This window comes from Rhizobium sp. CFBP 8752 (assembly GCF_014842035.1).
Lineage (GTDB): Bacteria > Pseudomonadota > Alphaproteobacteria > Rhizobiales > Rhizobiaceae > Neorhizobium > Neorhizobium soli.
Genome location: NZ_JACYUZ010000001.1, coordinates 1,969,040 through 1,988,945, shown reverse-complemented (window position 1 = coordinate 1,988,945; position 19,906 = coordinate 1,969,040). Strand labels below are relative to the sequence as shown.

Genomic DNA, 19,906 nt, shown 5'->3' with positions numbered 1-19,906 from the left:
GACGTCTTGCCGGGCCAGTCTGACGACAGGCTAGGCAGGCATATCTGATACAGCAGCGCGGGAAGCCTCCCGCGCGCTCCATGTGTAAGGAAGCGTGAATGGCGAGCATCGCGACGAGTGGTGAACCAGAGAAGGTCGACAAGTCTCCGCGGGCTGGCGCTTTCTCGTCGTTCGAGCGAATGGTCGCCTGGCGCTACCTGCGCTCGCGCCGCAAGGAAGCCTTCATCTCGGTCATCGCGGGCTTCTCTTTCGTCGGCATCATGCTTGGCGTCGCGACACTGATCATCGTGATGGCGGTCATGAACGGCTTTCGCACCGAGCTCATTTCCCGCATTCTCGGCATCAACGGCCACATGGTGATCCAGCCGATCGACCAGCCGTTCACCGATTACGCCGAACTGACCAAGAAATTCGCTGCCGTTCCCGGCGTCAAGATGGCCCTGCCGCTTGTCGAGGGGCAGACGCTGGCATCCGGCAAGGGTGGCGCCGGTTCCGGCGCTCTTGTGCGCGGCGTACGGCCGGAAGACCTTGAGAAGGTCACGGAAGTTGCTGGTAATATCAAGCAGGGCGATATCGTCGGCTTCGCGTCGGGGCAGGGCGTTCTTGTCGGCTCCAGGCTTGCCTCGCAGCTCGGCATTTCGGCCGGCGACCAGATCACGCTGATTTCGCCCGAAGGCGACGTGACACCGATGGGTGTCAATCCGCGCGTTAAATCCTATCCCGTGTCCGGCGTTTTCGAGATCGGCATGTCGGAATACGACGCGACGATCATCTACATGCCGCTTGAGGAATCGCAGCTCTATTTCAATGCCGAAGGGCTGGTGCAGTCGATCGAACTGTTCATCGATCACCCCGACAATGTCGAGGACATGCGTCCGCTGGTGGAGCAGGCTGCCGGTCGCCAGATTTTCATTACCGACTGGCGCCAACGCAACCAGACGTTCTTCTCGGCGCTTCAGGTTGAACGCAACGTGATGTTCATGATCCTGACCCTGATCGTGCTGGTCGCGGCACTCAACATCATCTCGGGCCTGATCATGCTGGTGAAGGACAAGGGCTCCGATATCGCAATCCTGCGCACGATGGGCGCGAGTTCCGGCGCCATCATGCGGATCTTCTTCATGACGGGTGCTGCTATCGGCATCGTTGGCACGTTTGCCGGCGTCGCGCTCGGCGTTATCGTCTGCCTCAACATCGAATCGATCCGACAGTTCTTCTCCTGGGTCTCGGGCACCATCCTGTTTGATCCGGAGCTCTATTTCCTCAGCCAGCTTCCGGCCGAAATGAGTTTTGGCGAGACCTTCTCGGTCGTCATCATGGCGCTGGTCCTGTCCTTCTTCGCCACCATTTTCCCGGCATGGAGAGCCTCGAAGCTCGATCCTGTCCAGGCCCTCCGATACGAATAGGTCTCCATGGCTGTCCCGCGTAAAACCGTCCTCAATCTCTCAGGCGTCGAACGTCACTACGGCCAGGGGGAGACGAGCCTGTCGATCCTCAACGGGGCAGACTTCTCGCTCGTGAGCGGCGAGATCGTGGCGCTCGTCGCCCCGTCCGGTACCGGCAAATCGACGCTCTTGCATCTGGCAGGCCTGCTTGAACATCCGGACGCTGGCGATGTGACGATCGGCGGTCGGGCCTGCAACGGTTTGTCGGATGAAGAGCGCACCTCGATCCGTCGCTCCGACATCGGCTTCGTCTACCAGTTTCACCATCTCCTGCCGGAATTCACGGCGATCGAGAACATCATGATGCCGCAGCTGATTGGCGGCCTTTCGAAGGGGGAAGCGCGCGAACGCGCGGGCCAGCTTCTCGATTACATGCGAATCGGTCATCGCGGCGAACACCGCCCGTCGGAACTGTCTGGTGGTGAACAGCAGCGCGTGGCGATTGCCCGTGCGGTGGCCAACGCGCCCCGCCTTTTGCTGGCCGACGAACCCACCGGCAATCTCGACCCGAAGACGGCATCCTACGTGTTCGAAGCGCTTGAGGCGCTGGTGCGCCAGTCAGGGCTTGCTGCCCTGATTGCCACCCACAATCATGATCTCGCTGCCCGCATGGATCGTCGCGTCACGATTGAAGGCGGCAAAGTCGTCGAGTTCTAGCGAACGCACTGATTTCCAAAGCTGCCCCTGATCCGATAGTGTCCATCATCACCTCGAAGGGGCGTGCGATGGACACTGCTGCCATGGAATGACGTCACGTCAGCGATCCGCAGCGATGGCTGGCGTTTGGCTGCCGACCGCTTGCGTTGGCCGGCAACGGCATGGGCCTATGGAGCGCTGGTTACCTCCAGCCAGCAAGCAGAATTAACCATCGGTCAGAAACTTCTATTCCCGTTTTGTTCTACTATTGACGTTGGCACGAAAAGAGAACAAAGTGCCAACATAAACGAACACGTGAGACGACGATGACTGACCTTCTTCGTGATATTGCCGCATTCGCCTCCATTGCAACTTTCGTTGCCAGCTTGTCGATGATCATGCTGGTGATGTGAGCCGGTCCGTGCTCGCCCAGCCGGCGGGCGCAAGCGGAAAGAGGTTGAGAAGACCATTCTTGACTCGACTTTGAAGCCTTCGCGCCGGACAATGACCCGATTCAAGGAATGGGTATCAGATGGCGGACGCAGCGACTTTACAATCGGAATCGGAGGATTTGGGAGCGACGCCACAGTTCGTGCATCTGCGCGTCCATTCCGCCTATTCGCTTCTGGAAGGTGCGCTGCCGCTCAAGAAAATCCTCTCCAAGGCCATCGCGGACAATCAGCCCGCGATCGCCGTCACCGATACCAACAATCTCTTCGTCGCGCTGGAATTCGCCCAAAAATCCATCGGTGATGGCATTCAGCCGATCATAGGTTGCCAGCTGTCGATTGACATGGAGGATCAGCCAGACGAGCGCCGCAACGGCCATTTGGCGAAGCTGCCGGCAATCGTTGTGCTTGCCGCCAATGCCAAGGGATACGAGCGGCTGGTGGATCTCGTCAGCCGTGCCTATCTCGATGGAGAAGGGCAGGCGGCAACGCATATCTGCCGCGCCTGGCTCGAAGATGGCGGCACCGAAGGACTGATCGCGCTGACAGGTGCTGCCGGTGGCCCTGTCGACATGGCAATGAAGGATGGCAACACCGTACTCGCAAAGGCGCGCCTCCTGTCATTGAAGCAGGCCTTTGGCGATCGTCTGTATATTGAACTGCAGCGTCACGGCACTTACGACCGCCGTCATGAGCAGCGGATGATCGATCTTGCCTACGACCAGGATGTGCCGCTGGTCGCGACCAATGAGGCCTTCTTCCCGGGCAAGTCCGATTACGACGCTCATGATGCCCTGATGGCCGTCGCGCACAATGCGATCGTATCCGACGATACCCGTTTCCGTTTGACGCCCGACCATTACCTGAAGAGCCGTGCCGAAATGGCAAAGCTGTTCGCCGATCTGCCGGAAGCGCTCGAAAACACGGTCGAGATCGCCAAGCGCTGCTCGTTCATCCTGAAGACCCGCAGCCCGATCCTGCCGCGCTTCACCGGCGCCACCGATGATCCGGCAGAAGCGGAGCGGGCCGAAACGGCGGAGCTGCGCCGTCAGTCGGTCGAAGGCCTCGAGAACCGGATGGCCGAACTCGGTATCACCGCGGGCTTCACCGAGCAGGATTATCGCGAACGGCTCGATTTCGAGCTCGGCGTCATCGAGAAGATGAAGTTTCCGGGCTACTTCCTGATCGTTGCCGACTTCATCAAATGGGCAAAGCTGCAGAACATCCCGGTCGGTCCGGGCCGCGGTTCCGGTGCAGGCTCGCTGGTTGCCTATGCGCTGACGATCACCGACGTCGATCCGCTGCGCTTCTCTTTGCTGTTCGAACGCTTCCTCAATCCCGACCGCGTCTCGATGCCCGACTTCGACATCGACTTCTGCCAGGATCGCCGCGAAGAAGTGATCCGCTACGTGCAGCGCAAATATGGCCGCGAGCAGGTGGCGCAGATCATCACCTTCGGTTCGCTGCAGGCCCGCGCAGCACTGCGCGACGTCGGCCGCGTTCTCGAAATGCCCTATGGCCAGGTCGATCGCATCTGCAAACTGGTGCCCAACAACCCGGCCAATCCGACCACCTTGGCAAAGGCGATCGAGGAAGAGCCGAAGTTTCAGGAAGAGGTCGACAAGGAGCCGGTCGTTGGCCGTCTTCTCGATATCGCCCAGAAGATCGAAGGTCTCTACCGCCACGCCTCGACCCACGCCGCCGGTATCGTCATCGGTGACCGCCCGCTGTCGAAGCTGGTGCCGATGTACCGCGACCCGCGCTCCGACATGCCGGTCACCCAGTTCAACATGAAATGGGTCGAGCAGGCCGGTCTGGTCAAGTTCGACTTTCTCGGACTGAAGACGCTGACGGTTCTGAAAACCGCGGTCGAATTCTGCAAGAAGCGCGATATCGTTGTGGATCTCGCCAAGATCCCGCTCGATGACGAACTGACCTACCAGATGCTGTCACGCGGCGAGACCGTCGGCGTGTTCCAGGTGGAAAGCGCCGGCATGCGCAAGGCGCTGATCGGCATGAAGCCGGACTGTATCGAGGACATTATTGCGCTGGTGGCGCTTTATCGCCCGGGTCCGATGGAAAACATCCCGACCTACAATGCCCGCAAGCACGGCGAGGAAGAAATCGAATCGGTCCATCCGTCGATCGATTATCTGCTCAAGGAAACCCAGGGCGTCATCGTCTATCAGGAACAGGTGATGCAGATCGCCCAGGTCCTGTCGGGCTATTCGCTCGGCGAAGCCGACCTTCTGCGCCGCGCCATGGGCAAGAAGATCAAGGCCGAGATGGACCAGCAGAGCGAGCGCTTTGTCAGTGGCGCCATCAAGAACGGTGTGTCGAAGCCGCAGGCGAAGAACATCTTCGAACTGCTGGCGAAGTTCGCCAACTACGGCTTCAACAAATCTCACGCCGCCGCCTACGCCATCGTCTCCTACCAGACGGCCTATATGAAGGCGCATTACCCGGTCGAGTTCCTCGCCGCGTCGATGACCTACGATATGGCGAACACCGAAAAGCTGAACGATTTCCGCGAAGACGCGGGACGGCTCGGCATCAAGGTCATTCCGCCATCGGTACAGACCTCGTTCCGCCGCTTCGAGACGGGCGACAACCGCATCTATTACGCGCTCGCTGCCATCAAGGGCGTCGGCGAAAACGCCGTCGATCACATCGTCGAGGTTCGCGGTGACACACCCTTTGCGTCGATCGAGGATTTCTGCCTGCGCATCGACCCGAAGCAGATCAACCGCCGCGTCTTTGAAAGCCTGAATGCTGCGGGTGCCTTCGATTGCTTCGGCTTCGACCGCGCCCAACTCAGCGCCGGCATGGACCGCGTCATCGGCTATGCCCAGCGCGCCCAGGAGGAGAAGGTCTCCGGCCAGTCCGATTTCTTCGGCTCGGGCGCGGCCAGCGGTCCGGAAAAACTCGTGCTTCCAACCTTCAATCCGTGGATGCCGTCGGAAATGCTGATGCGCGAGTATCAGGTGCTCGGCTTCTACCTGTCGGCCCATCCGCTCGATACCTACGGTGCGGTGCTCGACAAGATGCGCGTCCAGACCTTCGCCGACTTCTCGACGGCGGTGAGGGCAGGCGCCACCGCCGGCCGTCTTGCCGGGACCGTCACCGGTCGGCAGGAACGCAAGACGCGCACCGGCAACAAGATGGGCATCGTCATGTTTTCCGATTCCACCGGTCAGTTCGAGGCGGTGCTGTTTTCCGAAGCGCTTGCTCAGTACCGCGATCTGCTTGAGCCCGGAAAATCGCTTGTCATCACCGTTCAGGCCGACGAGCGTCCGGAAGGCATTGGCCTGCGGATCCAGACGGTGCAGTCGTTGGAGGAACAGTCGGTCCGCATGCAGAAGGCGCTGCGGGTCTTCGTGCGCGACTCAGGGCCGCTGAAGACGGTCGCCCGGCATCTTAATGCCCGCGGCGATGGCCTCGTCTCGTTTATCGTCATCAAGGATGATGGCAAGCGCGAGATCGAGGTGGAACTGACGGAACGGTATCGTATCTCGCCGGAAATCGCCGCCGCTCTGAAGGCGGCGCCCGGTGTGCTGGATGTGGAACTGGTCTAACCGACCGCGGTGGCGTTGGCCTCAGTAGAGGCCGACGCCGCCTTGGTAACGGATGACACTGCGCTTGGCGCGCGGCTCGGCGGCAGGCGTTGAGCCAATATCCTGAACTGCCACCATCTCGCTTTTCGACGACTTGGTCAGCGTGACGAAATCGGTGCCCTTGCCGGTCTCCGGTCCAAGCGATTCGTCGTTGATCGTGACCGACGTCCCATCCGCCATCAGCGTCTCGATCCGGTCGCGAACGTCCTGCGAAATCTCGATCCGGTCGAGTGCGGCTTTTGCGGCACCCGGCAGTTTCGCATCGGCCGCCACGGTGATCCCCAGCCGCTTCATCGTCGCATCGGACAGCACGTTCGGCAACGTCACCGCGTGCCAATCGGCTGATTCGATCGAGCGATCGATCTTGTCGACAGTGAAGAGATGCGTGCCGAGGGCCACTTCCGGCGCCTTGATGCCGACAGGGGCCTCAAACAGCGGTTCGAAATTCTGCCGCACCATGATCTGGCCGGCGGGTGGCTTCGGCTGGCCGGCAGAGGCGTAGAGCGCGTCGATGAACTCGCCGCTTATCATCGGGCCCGTCTGCTTCAGGCCTTTCCAGCGCTTGAAGCCGGCAACGGCGCTGCGGGTCAGCGGTCCGACATAGCCGTCGGAGCCGCCGGTCTCAAAGCCCATTTCTTCCAGCAACTTCTGGACGTCCATCAGCGTCTCGCGGTCGGTACGCCGCGTGATCAGGATGCGCAGCGCGTGCGTCTGCGCTTCCTCGAGATCATCAGGCTGCGTCGGAAGAGCATCCGTGGCGCGGTTCGGATTGGCCGGCGCGACATTCATCGCCACTTCCACCGGCTTCTTCGGCGAGGCCTTGATCGATGCGGTGCGAAGATCGACATCGGTCATCAGCGCGCCGGCAGGCAAAGGCTTGCGCGGCGAAAACAGCACGACGTCCTCGATGCGCTGCGGCACCACGTCCGCATCGGTCACGATCACATGCGCACCACGCTCGGTCAGGCCGTAAAGCTTGGTCGCAAAACCGCTCGGCAGGCGCACGCAGCCGTGCGACGCTGGATAGTTCGGAACATTGCCCTCGTGCAGCGCGATACCTGACCAGGTGATTCGCTGCATGAACGGCATCGGTGCATTCGAATAGATGTTCGACTCGTGGTATTTCCGCTTCTCAAGGATGGAGAAGATGCCGGTCGGCGTATCGTGCCCGGCCTTGCCGCTCGATATCCGCGACCTGGCGACCACGGTCTCGCCCTCGTAGACGGTCAGCGACTGCTTGTCCTTGGAAACGATGATCTGCAGGGGAACACTGTCCGCTGCAAACGCTGGAGGCGACAGCATCGTCGCAGACATCAGACAGAACCCCAAAACCAGGCGACGCATCATGCTAAACCTCATACGCAAAACTTGAGCCGCATTTTACCGAGCGAGGTTTAACGAAGGTTTGCATCCGCGCTGATCTCGTCAAGTTTAGCAGGAAAAATTTAATCACGTTTGATTGAAACTATCGGTCACGGCGCTTGTCGCCAAACGTATAGCCGGTCTCGACGGCCGCAGCTCCGAACTTCTCACGCAGCTTGTCCATGGCCGCTTCCGCAGCCGCCCGGCGTCCGGCCTGAACATCCACGAGATCCGGCGGATCTGCACGGGCAGGGTCGGTCAGATCGGTGACGCCGATCCCGAGCAGGCGAAATTTTGTACCATCCGTCTCCCGCTCCAGCATGGAGATACCGGTGCGAAAGATGCGGTCGGCAAGCTGGGTCGGGTCTTCCAGCCGCTTGTTGCGGGTGCGGCTCTTGAACTCCGCGGTCTTCAATTTCAACACCACCGTCTGGCCTGCAAGGTCCTCGCTCTTCAGTCGTTTAGACACCTTTTCCGAAAGCCGGCGCATGATCGGGACCAGGTCGTCGTGGCGGGAGATGTCGTCGAAGAACGTGGTCTCGGCCGACACGCTTTTCGCCGGGTCGTTGAGATGCACCTCGCGGTCGTCTATACCGTGAGACAAACGATAGAGGCGCTGGCCCATCGTGCCGTAGCGGCGCATCAGGTCGGCCTCTTTCATGGCTTGCAGCTGCCCGATGGTGCGGATGCCGTCCGCCTCAAGCGTCGCATCAAAAGCCCGGCCGACGCCCCAGATCGTCGTGACCGGCCGGGTGGCCAGAAACTCCACGGCTTCTGCGCGACCGATCACCGAAAAACCGCGCGGCTTTTCGAGGTCGGAAGCGACCTTGGCGAGGAACTTGCAGTAGGAGAGCCCGACGGAAATACTGATGCCAATCTCGGATTCGACGCGTTTTGCGAGCTTTGCGAGAATGCGGCTGGGCTGATCGTGGTGCAGACGCTGGGTGCCTGCCAGTTCCAGAAACGCCTCGTCGATCGAGATCGGCTGCACCAGCGGCGTCAAATCCATCATCATCTGCCGCACCTGTCGGCCGGCAGTGACGTATTTCTCCATGTTCGGCTTGATGACGACCGCATCCGGGCAGAGTTCGAGCGCCTTGAACATCGGCATTGCCGACCGGACGCCGCTGATGCGGGCGATGTAGCAGGCGGTCGACACCACGCCGCGCCTTCCGCCGCCAATGATCACCGGCTTGTCGGCCAGGCTCGGGTCGTCGCGTTTCTCGATGGTGGCGTAAAAGGCATCGCAGTCGATATGGGCAAGCGTCAGGTCATGAAGTTCGCGGTGATACACCAGCCGTGGACTGCCGCAGGCGCGACACCGTCGCACCTCTGCCTTCTGCTCGGCAAAGCAGTCTCGACAGAAGCCGGGCTTGTGATTTGGTACGACGGTCATCGGCGGAACAAAGGTTGAACATTCCGACAATAGGCCGTAAGCTGCAACCTCTCAAGAGTAGAACGCACATCCTTCAACCACTATTTTGCGGTTCGATGATGCGGGATGTGGGACAGGATGTAGGCGTCGATCATCTCTGCGGCATGCGGCCAGTCTGTGGCCCGGACGATCGGTTGATCAGGCTTCGGAGCAAGCTGGTGCAGAGGACTGTCCGGCATCATGTGGATCAGCAGGCAGTTCTCGACGTGGTCGCGGACCGAATGCAGGTTGTGGGCCATGTCATCGATAAAGACCGAGGGAAGGGGGCGCGCGGCATGGATCATCTGCATGACAGGGCCTTTCTTTTCCTCAGTCGCGACGAGAGGGAAGGTGAGGTCGAGCCGGTCGAGAAGCCGGCGACGCTGTTCCTGATAGCGTGGCGGCATGGCAGTGAGGAAGATGACGTCTGCAGCCTTACCGATCGCCTTAAGGGTCTCGATCGAAAGCGCAGAGGGCGTCTGCCAGTCTTCTTGGCGGTCGAAGAACGCGCCGATCAGGCGTTTGACGTCCGCTTCCTCGATAGGGACCTGCGTTTCGACCGAAACGATATTGCCGGTGAGGCGGAAGGAGCGCGGCAGCAGCTCCAGCCCCTCTGCCTTGATGAACTCGGTGAAAGGTGCCGCGAAGTCCAGAACGACGTCATCGACGTCGCATACGACCAGCGGGCGGTCGCCCAGTTGGACATGGGAGAAATCGAGGGCAACGCCGGAAGAGTTCTCCATCTCAGTAGTCGCCCGAATCGAGTGCAGGCTTGGAATAATAGTGTGACGCTGCGGCAACCGTTTCCGGTCTCGTGTTCGTCGCTTCGCAAAATGCCATCAGCGTTGGCTCGTGGCTCATCAGAAAATCGATCATGCCGCCCAGAAAGCCCGGATCGTCGATCACAGAACGAAGTTGGCCGGGCTGGAGACCGGAAAGCGCCAGAAACCGGGAGAACATGTCAGGCTCGTCCGCAAGCCAGCTGAGGATTGCGCCGGCCGTCTCTTCGGGGGCTGCGGCGGGTGCCTTGTTATTCAACGGATCGAACCTCATCGCCTGCTCAAGTTACCTATTTCTCAACCAAATGCCCTTAACGTGTGCCGCTAGTGGCTTAAAGAATCTCGTGTTCGGAAAGCTTATAGACTGAACGCACGCTTGCAAGGCGCGATTTAAGGAACGGATCGACATGCCCAAACGGGTCATGATTGTCGAAGACAACGAGCTGAACATGAAGCTCTTCCGCGATTTGATCGAAGCGTCCGGCTACGAGACGATCCAGACGCGCAATGGCATGGAGGCGTTGGATCTTGCCCGCCGTCACCGTCCGGATCTGATCCTGATGGATATCCAGCTGCCCGAAGTATCGGGTCTGGAAGTGACCAAGTGGCTGAAGGAAGACGACGAACTGCACGTCATACCGGTCATCGCCGTCACCGCATTCGCGATGAAGGGCGACGAGGAACGAATCCGACAGGGCGGGTGCGAAGCCTATGTTTCGAAGCCCATCTCGGTGCCGAAGTTCATCGAGACCATCAAGACGTATCTTGGCGACGCGTAAGGTCGGAGAATGACATGACGGCACGGATCCTGGTAGTCGACGACATTCCCGCAAACGTGAAGCTGCTCGAGGCACGCCTGCTTGCGGAATATTTCGACGTTTTGACTGCCGATGACGGCTACAAGGCGCTGGCGATCTGTGAACAGGCCCATGTCGATGTCATCCTGCTCGACATCATGATGCCGGGCATTGACGGGTTCGAAGTCTGCGAGCGGCTGAAAGCCAATCCGCGGACATCCCATATCCCTGTTGTCATGGTCACCGCGCTGGACCAGCCCTCCGACCGCGTGCGCGGCCTGAAAGCCGGTGCCGACGATTTTCTGACCAAGCCGGTCAACGACCTGCAGCTGATTTCCCGTGTCAAAAGCCTCGTGCGGCTGAAGACGCTGAGTGACGAGCTGCGCATCCGGTCCGACACCGCGCAGGATCTCACGCTGCAGGACATGATGAAGAGTGCAGCGGGGCAGGACGCTCAGGACGACGTCGCGCAGGTCCTACTGGTCGATGGCCGCGGAAGCTCGCAGGAACGCATCGTCAGGGCGCTGAAACCGGTCGCGGATATCACTGCCATCTCCGATCCGCAGGCAGCCCTTTTCGAAGCGGCTGAAAACCCGTTCGATCTGGTGATCGTCAATACGAATTTCGATGACTACGATCCGCTGAGGCTCTGTTCACAACTGCGATCGCTGGAGCGGACCCGATTCCTGCCGCTGCTGCTGGTGACGGAACACGGCGACGACCAGGTCATCGTCCGGGCGCTCGATCTCGGCGTCAACGACTACATCATCCGGCCGATCGATCCGAATGAACTCGTGGCCCGGACCCTGACGCAGATCAAGCGTAAGCGTTACAACGACCGCCTGCGGTTGAGCGTGCGCCATACGATCGAACTGGCTGTGACAGATGCCCTGACCGGTCTGCACAATCGCCGTTATCTCGACAATCACATGAAGGTGCTGTTTGCCCGCGCAACAGCCCGTGGGCGGCCGCTGTCCGTCTGCATCACCGACATCGATCGATTCAAATCGGTCAACGACACGCACGGCCACGACGCCGGTGACGAGGTGCTGAAGGAAGTTGCGGCCCGTATCCGGTCCACGGTACGCGGCGCGGATCTCGCCTGCCGGTTCGGTGGCGAGGAATTCGTGGTGGTTATGCCCGATACGGATAGCGCCGCCGCGGCTTTGATTGCCGAACGATTGCGCAACATCATCGAGCAGACGCCGTTCGTGCTGAAAAGCACTGGCGCCAGCCTGAACATCACAGCTTCGCTTGGGATTGCCTGCAGCCGCAGTGGAGCGGAAACGCCGGAGCAGTTGTTGAAACAAGCCGACCGTGCGCTTTACGACGCCAAGAACAGCGGGCGCAACCGAGTCGTTGCAGCCGCCGCTTAAGATTTGCACGAGAATCGTCGTATATTAAAATACGCTAATATAATATCTTTCGTCTTGCAGCGAGGCTTTTTGATAAAGAAGCGCTCGTCCCCCAGTTTCCTCAATTAAATTTGACGATTCGTACGCGGCTTCAAGCCAAATAAAACGCATACGGGAATGGAAGACCGGTGCTTTGTTTGAGCATTGCCGAACGATACGGTAGCATCTACACAGAAGCGAGAAAGTCCTGCTTCTCGCTGACGATTTATAATCGCCTTTTACTTCCGTCTCGAAGCCGGGCTAATCTTCGAGCTCGCACCAAACACCGTAGGGTGGATAAAGCTAAAAACGCTTTGGCTCAGAATAAACCTAACAATTGAAGAGCCGGAATAGCGTCTTTCTACAAAGACGCGTGTGGATTTTAACCATCATATCCAAACAGTTTCGTACTGATCTAAGTATGTGTTGATTTTCCATTGATTTTGCGCAATTTTGGTTTCAACGGGGCGAAGGGTTCCTTCAGCTTACGTCGAGATACCCCATGATGCTCAGGTCCGCCGCATCTCCTGGGTCGTGGGGTCGGTCGACTGGCAAGCAATTTCAACGGCTCCTCGTGCCGCGATTGCAAGCCGGTCGACCCCCAATCAAAGCGCCGCTGTCAGAAATGACGGTGGCGCTTTTTGCGTTTTGGTACTCACGCGTGAAAACAGTAGGCAAAGAAAAAGGCGCCCGGCTGATCAGCCTGCGCCTTCTTTCATGCCTTTAAGTGACCAGATCTTACTTGATCTTGGTTTCCTTGAATTCGACGTGCTTCCGGGCAACCGGATCGTACTTCGTCTTGGTCATCTTGTCTGTCATCGTACGGCTGTTCTTCGTGGTTACGTAGAAGAAACCGGTATCAGCCGTCGACAGCAGCTTGATCTTGATGGTCGTAGCTTTTGCCATGGTCTTAGCGCCTTTAAGAAAAGTGGAGCCGCGGACGCAGACGGTCGACGGCGAAATCTGGGGCGAAATTACAAATCGCGGTCAGAATGTCAACCTTGTTTCGTTGGTAAAAACCATCGAGCCCCCGAAACAACCACGTAAAAGCCGAAGAAACCGGCCAGCGCCCAGGCAAAGCCGTCATTGCCCGCGACATCCATGGCAGCGCCGATGCCCTGTGGTCCTGCAACCGTGCCGACGGCATAGCAGAAGATGAAGGCGGCATTCGCAGCGACCAGATCGGCACCTCGAAGGCGAGCGCCCAGATGCGCGAGGCCAACGGTATAGAGGCCGGAGATACAGCCGCCCCACATGAATAGGAGAACCGCGGTCATCATCCAGTTGCCGATCAGGAAGGGGATCGTCAGCGAGCCGAGAACGCCCAGTACGGCGAGGCCGGTCAGAAGCGGCCTGCGGTCACGCATGCGGTCCGAAATCATCCCCAGCGGGATCTGGAAGGCCATGTTGCCCAGTCCCATCACCGTCAAGAGGATGGCCGCATGCGATTCGGTCATCTGTTCGCGCAACGCATAGATCGGAAACAGCGACAGTCCGCCAACCGAGACTGCACCAAAGGCAAAGACGGCTGCCGTCGCACTGGGAACGAGGAATATATAGTGGAAGAAGTGCCGCTCGGGCTTGCTGTCTAGCTTCGGGCTTTCGTGACGGGCGAGAAAGATCGGTATGATGGCCGTCATGATAATGAGTGCGCCGACGATGAACGGAAGCACGCCATCGCTGCCGAGAAGCGAAAACAGCATCGGCCCGATCGCAAACCCGACCGCCAGCACCGTTGCGTATATGCCGAGGACCAATCCGCGTCGTCTGGGTGGCGCGGCTTCATTGATCCAGAATTCGGACAGGATGAACAGAGCCGTGGTCGCGCCATGGAACGTAAAGCGTAGTGGAAACCACATCCAGAATTGGTCGGCGTAGTAGAAACAGATGGCGCTGACGGCGGCGATCACCACGGCGATCATCATGCTGCGCGCCACACCAAAGTCATGAGCACATTTCGTCGTGATCGGGGCGGCAACCATGGCTGCAACGCCTGCCATGGCAGCGTTCAACCCGATCAGCGTCGATGAGATGCCGCGTTTTTCAAGGATGATGCTCAGCAGCGGCAGGCCGAGCCCCATGGCTATTCCCACGGCGCTGACGGCGGCGGTGGCTGCGATCAGGGATGGCCAGTGGATCTCCGCGACATGGCCGTTTTCGTCGGTCGTCGGCTGAGGCATTCAGACTTCCTTACAAGTCGGCTTCGGACTGGACGTCCGTACGCATGAAATAGGACGGGAAGGTGGTAACGAACGGTGGTCCATGATCAGTTCGGTCTGTTGCTCGGACCGCTGGTCGAATCGGTCCCGTCCTCGCCGCCGCCGAACCCATGCATGCGGTTTGCCCATTGCAGGCCGATGACACCGCCCTTGATGGGCTGGATCGTCGCGATGGCGGCAAGCACCGCAAGCGGTGCCCAGATGGCGAGGTGGACCCAAGGAGAGACACGCAGGATCATATCGGTCAGCATGTAGCCGGTCATCAGCACGTGACCAACCACGACGATGACGAGATAGGCCGGAAGGTCGTCTGCACGATGGTGGGAGATATCTTCACCGCAGACGGAACAATGATCGACTGGCTTCAGGAAGGCACGGAAAAGCCGGCCCTCTCCACAGGCAGGACAGCGACAGGTGAGGCCCCGTTTGATGGATCGGCCAAGAGGTCGATCGACCGGGTCCGACCCGCCGAAGCGGACCGTCTGTTCGCCATCTGACTGCATTGCTATCTCCTGCCGCCACGGAAGGGGCGCGTACCTAGCTTTTTGGGCCGTCCGCCAGATTTGTCTCGTCGTGCAGACTTGTGGAACGAGCGGGCGCCGCCCGGCAGCTTCTTGCCTTCGCTCAGCATTTCAAACTGAAGCGCACCGGCAAGCGGAACTGCCGCCTTCAGCTTCACATCGACGGTATCGCCGATCTGGTAGCCGAGACCGGAACGTTCGCCTGTTAGCGCCTGATGCGCCTCGTCATAGATATAGTAATCGTCGCCGATCGTTGACACCGGCACGAAACCATCGGCGCCATAGGTCGGCAGGGCCACGAACAGGCCTGCCTTGGTCACGCCGGACACGCGGCCCTGGAACTCCTCGCCGATCTTCGTCGAAAGGTGGTGCGCCACAAGACGGTTTACCGTGTCGCGTTCGGCCGCCATGGCGCGGCGCTCGAAGGTGGAGATCTCTGCCGCGATGTCTTCGAGCTGGGCTTCTTCGCCCGGCGTGATTCCACCTTCGCCGAGGCCGAGCGACCCAACCAGCGCGCGATGCACGATCAAATCCGCATAGCGCCGGATCGGCGAGGTGAAATGCGCGTATTTCATCAGGTTGAGGCCGAAATGGCCTATATTGTCAGGGCTGTAGACCGCCTGGCTCTGCGAGCGCAGCACCATCTCGTTGACCATGATCTGGTGCGGCGTGCCCTGTGCCTGCGACAGGATGCCGTTGAACGAGTTGGAGCGCATCTGGCCGCCGCGAGCCATCGAAATGCCGAGCGTGTTCAGGAACTCGCGCAGCGTCTCCTGCTTGGCAAGCGAGGGGCCATCATGGATACGGTAGATCAGCGACTGCTTCTTCTTCTCGAGCGTTTCGGCGGCGCAGACGTTTGCCTGGATCATCATCTCTTCGATGAGCCGATGCGCGTCGAGCCTCTCTGGCACGATCACACGATCCACCGTGCCATCCGGCTTCAGCATGATCTTGCGCTCGGGCATATCGAGTTCGAGCGGCTGTCGACGGTCGCGGCCGATCGTCATGATCCGGTAGGCGTCCCACAGCGGCTTCAGGACAGGCTCCAGCAACGGACCGGTCTTGTCGTCGGTCTCGCCGTTGATGGCGGCCTGAGCCTGCTGGTAGGAGAGCTTGGCCGCACTTTTCATCATGATGCGGTGGAACGTATGGCCGGCCTTGCGGCCTTCCTTGGAAAAGACCATGCGCACGGCAAGCGCCGGCCGGTCTTCGCCCTCACGCAGCGAGCAGAGATCGTTGGAAATGCGTTCCGGCAGCATCGGTACGACGCGGTCGGGGAAGTAGACGGAATTGCCGCGCTTCTGCGCCTCGCGGTCGAGCGGCTTGCCGGTGCGGACATACCAGGAGACATCGGCGATCGCGACGGTGACGATGACGCCGCCCGGATTGTCGGGCGAGGTGTCTGGCTCGGCATAAACAGCGTCGTCGTGATCCTTGGCGTCGGCGGGATCGATCGTCAGGAGCGGCACGTCGCGCCAGTCTTCGCGCTTCGACATGCTCGCCGGCTTTGCAGCTTGCGCTTCTTCCATCACCTCGTTCGGGAAGATGTGCGGAATGCCGTGCGAATAGATGGCGATCATCGAGATCGCCTTTTCGGAACCGACGGAACCGACAATGTTGAGGACGCGGGCGCGGGGCAGGCCGAACCGGCCGTTGCGAACGACTTCCGACTCGACCAGGTCGCCGTCCTTGGCGTCTCCAATGTCCTCGGGTTCGATCACCATTTCCTCGCCGCGCCTCTCGGTCGGCAGAAGACGCATTTCGCCGTCAGCCAGTCTCTGGACGACGCCGAGGGCCGCGCCGCGGCGCTTGTCGATGACCTTGATGACGCGGGCCGTATAGGCCGGACCTGAGCGGTCCTTGTTCGGGAAGATCTTTGCCAGAATGCGATCGTTGAGACCCGCGGCTGGCGCCTTGCCCTTTCCGCGGCTGTCATGCGACTGACGGATGAGCACGGCAGGGGCAGCACCCAGATCCTCCGGCCATTCCGTCGGCCGGCCGATCAGTTCGCCATCCTTGTCGCGGGTGGTGATGTCGAGCACGGTGACCGGGGGCAGGGCGCCCGGACGCGAGAGCGACTTGCGGTTCTTGGTGAGAAGACCGTCTTCCTCGAGCGAATGCAGCAGATCCTTGAGCTCGATCCGCGTATCGCCTTTCAGGCCGAAAGCCTTGGCAACCTCCCGTTTCGAGCCCTTGTCGGGATTGTCAGCGATGAACTGGAGCAGCACATCGCGCGGAGGAACCGCACCCTGGACAATTACCGGTCTGCTCGCCGACTGGCTGTCGCCACGGTCAGCCTTCGCGGCGCGTTTCTGCTGGCGATTGGATCGCTCGTTCGGTTCTCTCACGTGTCCGTCTTCTTCGCCTTCGATGCGGTTGTCTTTTTGGCAGGTGCCTTCTTGGCAGGCGCCTTCTTGGCTGCGGTCTTAGCCTTGGCAGGCGACTTCTTTGTGGCGGTCTCGGTCGTTGCGTCCGCCTCTGTCTTGGCAGCAGCCTTTTTTGCTGTGGCCTTCTTGGCAGGCGCTTTCGCCTTGGCCTTGTCCGACGATGCCTTGCCGCCCTTTTCGATGATCAGCGCCATCGCCTGTTCCATCGTTACCGACTGCGGGTCCATGCCCTTCGGCAGCGTGGCATTGACCTTGGCCCAGTTGACGTAAGGCCCGTATTTGCCGTCGCGCACGGTGATCGCGCCGCCGTCCGGATGCGCGCCAAGGTCCTTGAGCGCTGCCGGTGTGCCACGACCGCGTCCGCCGGGGCCTTTTTCCTTTTTCTCGGCAATCACGGTGATGGCGCGGTTGAGACCGATCGAGAACACGTCCTCGATCGTTTCCAGGTTCGCATAGCCACCGTCATGCAGCAGGAACGGCCCGTAACGGCCAAGACCTGCCGAAATCATCTTGCCCGATTCCGGATGCTTGCCCACGTCGCGCGGCAGGTTGATCAGTGCCAGCGCCTTTTCGTGGTCGATATCGTCAGGCAGCCAGCCCTTGGGCAGCGAGGAACGCTTGGCTTCCTTGCCGTCGCCGCGCTGGATATAAGGTCCGAAACGACCCGACCGCAGCGTCAGCTGCTCGCCGGTCATCGGATCGGTCCCAAGTTCCTTCGGTTCGTTGAGGCCGGAAGCTTCCGCATCCGCGCCGCCTTCGGACGACAACTGACGGGTGAAGTTGCACTCCGGATAGTTCGAGCAGCCGACGAATGCGCCGTACTTGCCGAGCTTCAGCGACAGGTTGCCGGTGCCGCAGACCTGGCAGATACGCGGATCCGAACCGTCTTCCCGCTTCGGGAAGACCAGCGGTGCCAGCGCTTCGTTCAAAGCATCCAGCACGTTGGTGACGCGCAGTTCCTTGGTGTCTTCGATCTGGCCGAAGAAGTCCTGCCAGAACTCCCGCAGAACCTGCTTCCAGTCCAGTTCGCCAGCCGAGATCCTGTCGAGCTTCTCTTCGAGATCGGCCGTGAAATCGTATTCGACGTATTTCGTGAAGAAGTTCTCGAGGAACGCCGTGACCAGCCGTCCCTTGGAATGCGGGATCAGCTTGCGCTTGTCCATGATCACGTATTCGCGATCGGACAGCGTCTTCAGCGTCGCGGCATAGGTGGAAGGACGGCCGATGCCGAGCTCTTCCATCTTCTTGATCAGCGATGCTTCCGAATAGCGCGGTGGTGGCTCAGTGAAATGCTGGCTCGAGTTGACCTTGTTCTTGTCGAGCTTTTCGCCAGCGTTGATCTCGGGCAGGCGACCGTCTTCGTCGTCGTCCTCGCTTTTGTCATCCTCTTCGCGGCGGTCCACATAGGCGCCGAGGAAGCCGTCGAAACGCACGACCGAACCGACGGCCCGCAGGCCAGCCTTATCTGCGCCGTTTGTCGCCGAGATCTCCACGGTTGTGCGTTCCATCTCGGCAGATGCCATCTGGCTGGCAATGCCGCGCTTCCAGATCAGCTCGTAGAGACGCGCCTGATCGGCATCAAGATACTGGCGAACCTTGTCCGGCGTGCGGTTGAAGTCGGTCGGGCGGATTGCTTCGTGGGCTTCCTGCGCATTCTTCGCCTTGGTGGAGTAGAAGCGCGGCTTTTCGGGCATGTAACGCGGGCCGAACTGCTCGACGATGGCGCTACGCGCCTGCTCGATCGCCTCGGGTGCCATCTGAACGCCATCGGTACGCATGTAGGTAATGAGACCTACGGTCTCGCCACCGATATCGATACCTTCATAAAGCTTCTGCGCGACCTGCATCGTGCGCGACGCGCCGAAGCCGATGTTCGAGGACGCGGCCTGCTGCAGGCTCGACGTGGTGAACGGAGGGCCCGGATTGCGCTTGACCGGCTTCGCTTCAACGGTCTCGACGCTATAGGCGGCGCCATCGAGCAGCGTCTTCAGGCGGCCGGCTTCCTCGCCGTTCGTGATCGATTTGCCCTGCAGACGCTTGCCGTCGGCCTGCACCAGCTTGGCCAGGAACTCATCGCCTCGCGGTGTCTTCAGAAGCGCAGAGATATTCCAGTATTCTTCCGAAACGAAGCGCTCGATCTCGGTTTCGCGGTCGCAGACGAGGCGAAGCGCGACCGACTGCACACGGCCGGCAGAACGGGCACCCGGAAGCTTGCGCCACAGGACCGGAGACAGGTTGAAGCCGACGAGATAGTCGAGCGCGCGGCGGGCGAGATACGCGTCTACCAGCGGCACGTCGATATCGCGCGGGTTGGCCATCGCATCGAGAACCGCCTTCTTGGTGATGGCGTTGAATACGACGCGCTTCACCAGCTTATCGCCGATCACCTTCTTCTTCTTCAAAAGGTCGAGGACATGCCAGGAAATCGCTTCACCCTCGCGATCCGGGTCGGTCGCGAGATAAACGGCGTCCGAACCCTTCACGGCGTCGGCAATATCCTTCATCCGCTTCTGGGATGCGCTGTCGACTTCCCAGAGCATCTCGAAGTCCTGGTCAGGCAAAACCGACCCGTCCTTGGCAGGAAGGTCGCGGACGTGGCCGAAAGACGCGAGAACCTTGTAACCCGAGCCAAGATACTTGTTGATGGTCTTGGCTTTGGCTGGAGATTCTACAATGACTACATTCATCTTGTTTCTCTGCAATAGAGCTTTGCCCGGTCTCGTAACGATCCAGGCGGAAATCTGGTCTCCCGACATGGCGGGCGTTTGTCCCGGGGTCAAGAGGTCATCGTTAATTAGTAGGATACAACGAACTGCAACCTGAGAGTGATGTGCAATTAGTTGCAATCTTAAATAAACATCTCTAAGCTGCGCTGATAAGGTGACGAAT

At 60.0% G+C, this 19,906-nt stretch carries 14 protein-coding genes; 5 read left to right on the top strand and 9 right to left on the bottom strand.

All coding sequences use genetic code 11. The features are described from left to right. The first annotated feature begins 98 nt into the window (after positions 1–98). The 3 genes from IFT59_RS09635 (at position 99) to dnaE (ending at position 6,105) form a co-directional block, all read left to right on the top strand. A complete protein-coding gene (locus tag IFT59_RS09635) occupies positions 99–1,406 on the top strand; it encodes a lipoprotein-releasing ABC transporter permease subunit (protein WP_062453221.1) in 1,308 nt (435 codons plus the stop codon). Positions 1,407–1,412: 6 nt separating this feature from the next. Then, entirely contained in the window at positions 1,413–2,102 is a 690-nt protein-coding gene (locus tag IFT59_RS09630; protein WP_062453220.1) for an ABC transporter ATP-binding protein, read from the top strand. Between the two features lie 511 nt (positions 2,103–2,613). After that, positions 2,614–6,105 (top strand): DNA polymerase III subunit alpha, encoded by a 3,492-nt coding sequence (gene dnaE, locus IFT59_RS09625; protein WP_092661998.1) that lies wholly within the window; start codon positions 2,614–2,616, stop codon positions 6,103–6,105. Positions 6,106–6,126: 21 nt separating this feature from the next. On the opposite strand, the gene IFT59_RS09620 is transcribed toward dnaE, so the two are convergent. The 4 genes from IFT59_RS09620 to IFT59_RS09605 form a co-directional block, all read right to left on the bottom strand. Further along, complete coding sequence (locus tag IFT59_RS09620) at positions 6,127–7,491, bottom strand: L,D-transpeptidase family protein (protein ID WP_192086703.1); 1,365 nt, start codon at positions 7,489–7,491, stop codon at positions 6,127–6,129. A gap of 118 nt (positions 7,492–7,609) precedes the next feature. After that, complete coding sequence (locus IFT59_RS09615) at positions 7,610–8,902, bottom strand: DNA polymerase IV (RefSeq protein ID WP_192086702.1); 1,293 nt, start codon at positions 8,900–8,902, stop codon at positions 7,610–7,612. 80 nt (positions 8,903–8,982) lie between these two features. Then, positions 8,983–9,663 (bottom strand): hypothetical protein, encoded by a 681-nt coding sequence (locus IFT59_RS09610; RefSeq protein ID WP_192086701.1) that lies wholly within the window; start codon positions 9,661–9,663, stop codon positions 8,983–8,985. A gap of 1 nt (position 9,664) precedes the next feature. Further along, positions 9,665–9,973 (bottom strand): DUF3572 domain-containing protein, encoded by a 309-nt coding sequence (locus IFT59_RS09605; protein WP_062453216.1) that lies wholly within the window; start codon positions 9,971–9,973, stop codon positions 9,665–9,667. A 133-nt stretch (positions 9,974–10,106) separates the two neighbouring features. Here IFT59_RS09605 and IFT59_RS09600 point away from each other — a divergent pair, with 133 nt between their 5' ends. After that, on the top strand, positions 10,107–10,478 hold the full coding sequence (locus IFT59_RS09600; RefSeq protein ID WP_062453215.1) for a response regulator: 372 nt from the start codon (positions 10,107–10,109) through the stop codon (positions 10,476–10,478). Between the two features lie 14 nt (positions 10,479–10,492). Beyond that, complete coding sequence (locus tag IFT59_RS09595; protein WP_062453214.1) at positions 10,493–11,872, top strand: PleD family two-component system response regulator; 1,380 nt, start codon at positions 10,493–10,495, stop codon at positions 11,870–11,872. Between the two features lie 756 nt (positions 11,873–12,628). Here the strand turns inward: IFT59_RS09595 and rpmG are convergent. From rpmG to topA, 5 genes are all read right to left on the bottom strand, one after another. Next, complete coding sequence (gene rpmG / locus IFT59_RS09590) at positions 12,629–12,796, bottom strand: 50S ribosomal protein L33 (RefSeq protein WP_007626161.1); 168 nt, start codon at positions 12,794–12,796, stop codon at positions 12,629–12,631. An 89-nt stretch (positions 12,797–12,885) separates the two neighbouring features. Beyond that, entirely contained in the window at positions 12,886–14,070 is a 1,185-nt protein-coding gene (locus IFT59_RS09585) for an MFS transporter (protein ID WP_062580028.1), read from the bottom strand. Positions 14,071–14,156: 86 nt separating this feature from the next. Next, positions 14,157–14,612: a DUF983 domain-containing protein gene (locus IFT59_RS09580; RefSeq protein ID WP_113167085.1), complete on the bottom strand. Its 456-nt coding sequence runs from the start codon at positions 14,610–14,612 to the stop codon at positions 14,157–14,159. Positions 14,613–14,614: 2 nt separating this feature from the next. After that, positions 14,615–16,978, bottom strand: a complete 2,364-nt coding sequence (gene rnr, locus IFT59_RS09575; protein WP_192086700.1) for a ribonuclease R — start codon at positions 16,976–16,978, stop codon at positions 14,615–14,617. Next, complete coding sequence (gene topA / locus IFT59_RS09570) at positions 16,975–19,704, bottom strand: type I DNA topoisomerase (RefSeq protein WP_192086699.1); 2,730 nt, start codon at positions 19,702–19,704, stop codon at positions 16,975–16,977. The genes rnr and topA overlap by 4 nt, the downstream gene beginning before the upstream one ends. Between the last annotated feature and the right edge of the window lie 202 nt (positions 19,705–19,906).

What these genes read in the sequence shown, in the direction of transcription:
- IFT59_RS09630 (WP_062453220.1), top strand. Translation starts at nt 1,413, where the DNA reads ATGGCTGTCCCGCGTAAAACCGTCCTCAATCTCTCAGGCGTCGAACGT.
- IFT59_RS09595 (WP_062453214.1), top strand. Translation starts at nt 10,493, where the DNA reads ATGACGGCACGGATCCTGGTAGTCGACGACATTCCCGCAAACGTGAAG.
- IFT59_RS09600 (WP_062453215.1), top strand. Translation starts at nt 10,107, where the DNA reads ATGCCCAAACGGGTCATGATTGTCGAAGACAACGAGCTGAACATGAAG.
- IFT59_RS09615 (WP_192086702.1), bottom strand. Translation starts at nt 8,902, where the DNA reads ATGACCGTCGTACCAAATCACAAGCCCGGCTTCTGTCGAGACTGCTTT.
- IFT59_RS09610 (WP_192086701.1), bottom strand. Translation starts at nt 9,663, where the DNA reads ATGGAGAACTCTTCCGGCGTTGCCCTCGATTTCTCCCATGTCCAACTG.
- IFT59_RS09620 (WP_192086703.1), bottom strand. Translation starts at nt 7,491, where the DNA reads ATGATGCGTCGCCTGGTTTTGGGGTTCTGTCTGATGTCTGCGACGATG.
- IFT59_RS09635 (WP_062453221.1), top strand. Translation starts at nt 99, where the DNA reads ATGGCGAGCATCGCGACGAGTGGTGAACCAGAGAAGGTCGACAAGTCT.
- rpmG (WP_007626161.1), bottom strand. Translation starts at nt 12,796, where the DNA reads ATGGCAAAAGCTACGACCATCAAGATCAAGCTGCTGTCGACGGCTGAT.
- topA (WP_192086699.1), bottom strand. Translation starts at nt 19,704, where the DNA reads ATGAATGTAGTCATTGTAGAATCTCCAGCCAAAGCCAAGACCATCAAC.
- dnaE (WP_092661998.1), top strand. Translation starts at nt 2,614, where the DNA reads ATGGCGGACGCAGCGACTTTACAATCGGAATCGGAGGATTTGGGAGCG.
- IFT59_RS09580 (WP_113167085.1), bottom strand. Translation starts at nt 14,612, where the DNA reads ATGCAGTCAGATGGCGAACAGACGGTCCGCTTCGGCGGGTCGGACCCG.
- IFT59_RS09605 (WP_062453216.1), bottom strand. Translation starts at nt 9,973, where the DNA reads ATGAGGTTCGATCCGTTGAATAACAAGGCACCCGCCGCAGCCCCCGAA.
- IFT59_RS09585 (WP_062580028.1), bottom strand. Translation starts at nt 14,070, where the DNA reads ATGCCTCAGCCGACGACCGACGAAAACGGCCATGTCGCGGAGATCCAC.